A 1,571-nucleotide genomic window follows, 5' to 3' on the forward strand; every position below is an offset into this window, starting at 1 on the left:
GGCGCCATCGGCTGGGCGCGCAAGCACCTGTTCAACGGTCCGCTCAACACCCTGGCCACGCTGATCCTGGCCTGGCTTGCCTACACCCTGCTGGTGCCGGTGCTGGACTGGGTCTTCGTCAGCGCCGACTGGTCCGGCACCACGCGCGAGGACTGCAGCTCCGGCGGCGCCTGCTGGGTGTTCATCGGCCAGCGTCTGGACCAGTTCCTGTACGGCTTCTACCCCAGCGAGCAGACATGGCGCCTGAACCTGAGCTTCTTCCTGCTGCTGGCGCTGATCCTCTGGCTGGCGATCCCGCGCCTGCCGCGCAAGGGGCTCGGCGCCCTGCTGACCCTGGTGGTCTACCCGGTGGTGGCGCTGATCCTGCTCACCGGCGGCAGCTTCCTGGGGATGAATACCGGCCTCGAGCCGGTCGACACCCACCTCTGGGGCGGCCTGAGCCTGACCCTGGTGCTGGCCGTGGTCGGCATCGTCGCCTCGCTGCCGATCGGCATCCTGCTGGCGCTGGGACGCCAGTCCGACATGCCGATCGTCAAGTCGCTGTCGGTGTTCTACATCGAGGTGTGGCGCGGCGTGCCGCTGATCACCGTGCTGTTCATGGCCTCGGTGATGCTGCCGCTGTTCTTTCCCGAGGGGATGAGCTTCGACAAGCTGCTGCGCGCGCTGATCGGCATCACCATGTTCCAGTCCGCGTACATGGCCGAGGTGGTCCGCGGCGGCCTGCAGGCGATCGGCCGTGGCCAGTACGAGGCCGCCGATGCGCTGGGTCTGGGCTACTGGCAGAAGATGATCCTGATCGTGCTGCCGCAGGCGCTGAAACTGATGATCCCGGGGGTGGTGAACACCTTCATCGCGCTGTTCAAGGACACCAGTCTGGTGCTGATCATCGGCCTGTTCGACCTGCTCGCCATCGTCCAGGCGGCGACCAACGACCCGAAATGGATCGGCTACGCCACCGAGGGCTACGTGTTCGTCGCCTTCGTGTTCTGGCTGTTCTGCTTCAGCATGTCGCGCTACAGCCAGCACCTGGAGAAACGTCTGCAAACCGGCCACGGCAACCGCTGAGCCCCGGCAACCGAATAGGAGAATGAGACTATGACCGATACAGCCAAGGCGCCGGGCGATCAGCTGATGATCGAGCTGCGCGACATGAACAAGTGGTACGGCGAGTTCCACGTACTGAAGAACATCAACCTGCAGGTCAAGCGCGGCGAGCGCATCGTCATCTGCGGCCCGTCTGGCTCGGGCAAGTCGACGATGATCCGCTGCATCAACCGGCTCGAGGAGCACCAGGCCGGCGACATCATCGTCAACGGCGTGCCGCTGACCCAGGACGTGAAGAAGATCGAGGCGATCCGCAAGGACGTGGGCATGGTGTTCCAGCACTTCAACCTGTTCCCGCACCTGACGGTGCTGGAGAACTGCGTGCTGGCGCCGATCTGGGTCAAGAAGGTGCCGCGCAAGGAGGCCGAGGCCACGGCGATGAAGTACCTGGAGCGGGTGAAGATCCCGGAGCAGGCGCTGAAGTACCCGGGGCAGCTCTCCGGCGGTCAGCAGCAGCGCGTGGCGAT

2 protein-coding genes are annotated in these 1,571 nt (G+C 65.1%); both read left to right on the forward strand.

Features of this window, described 5'->3' with window-relative positions:
* Positions 1-1,065: amino acid ABC transporter permease (locus IEX40_RS21965; RefSeq protein ID WP_229680891.1), on the forward strand; the 1,065-nt coding region annotated here is incomplete at its 5' end.
* A 66-nt stretch (positions 1,066-1,131) separates the two neighbouring features.
* Positions 1,132-1,571, forward strand: a 440-nt coding sequence (locus IEX40_RS21970) for an amino acid ABC transporter ATP-binding protein (RefSeq protein ID WP_188752410.1), incomplete at its 3' end; no start/stop codon positions are given.

It is taken from the genome of Marinobacterium zhoushanense, from assembly GCF_014641945.1.
Classification (GTDB): Bacteria; Pseudomonadota; Gammaproteobacteria; order Pseudomonadales; family Balneatricaceae; genus Marinobacterium_D; species Marinobacterium_D zhoushanense.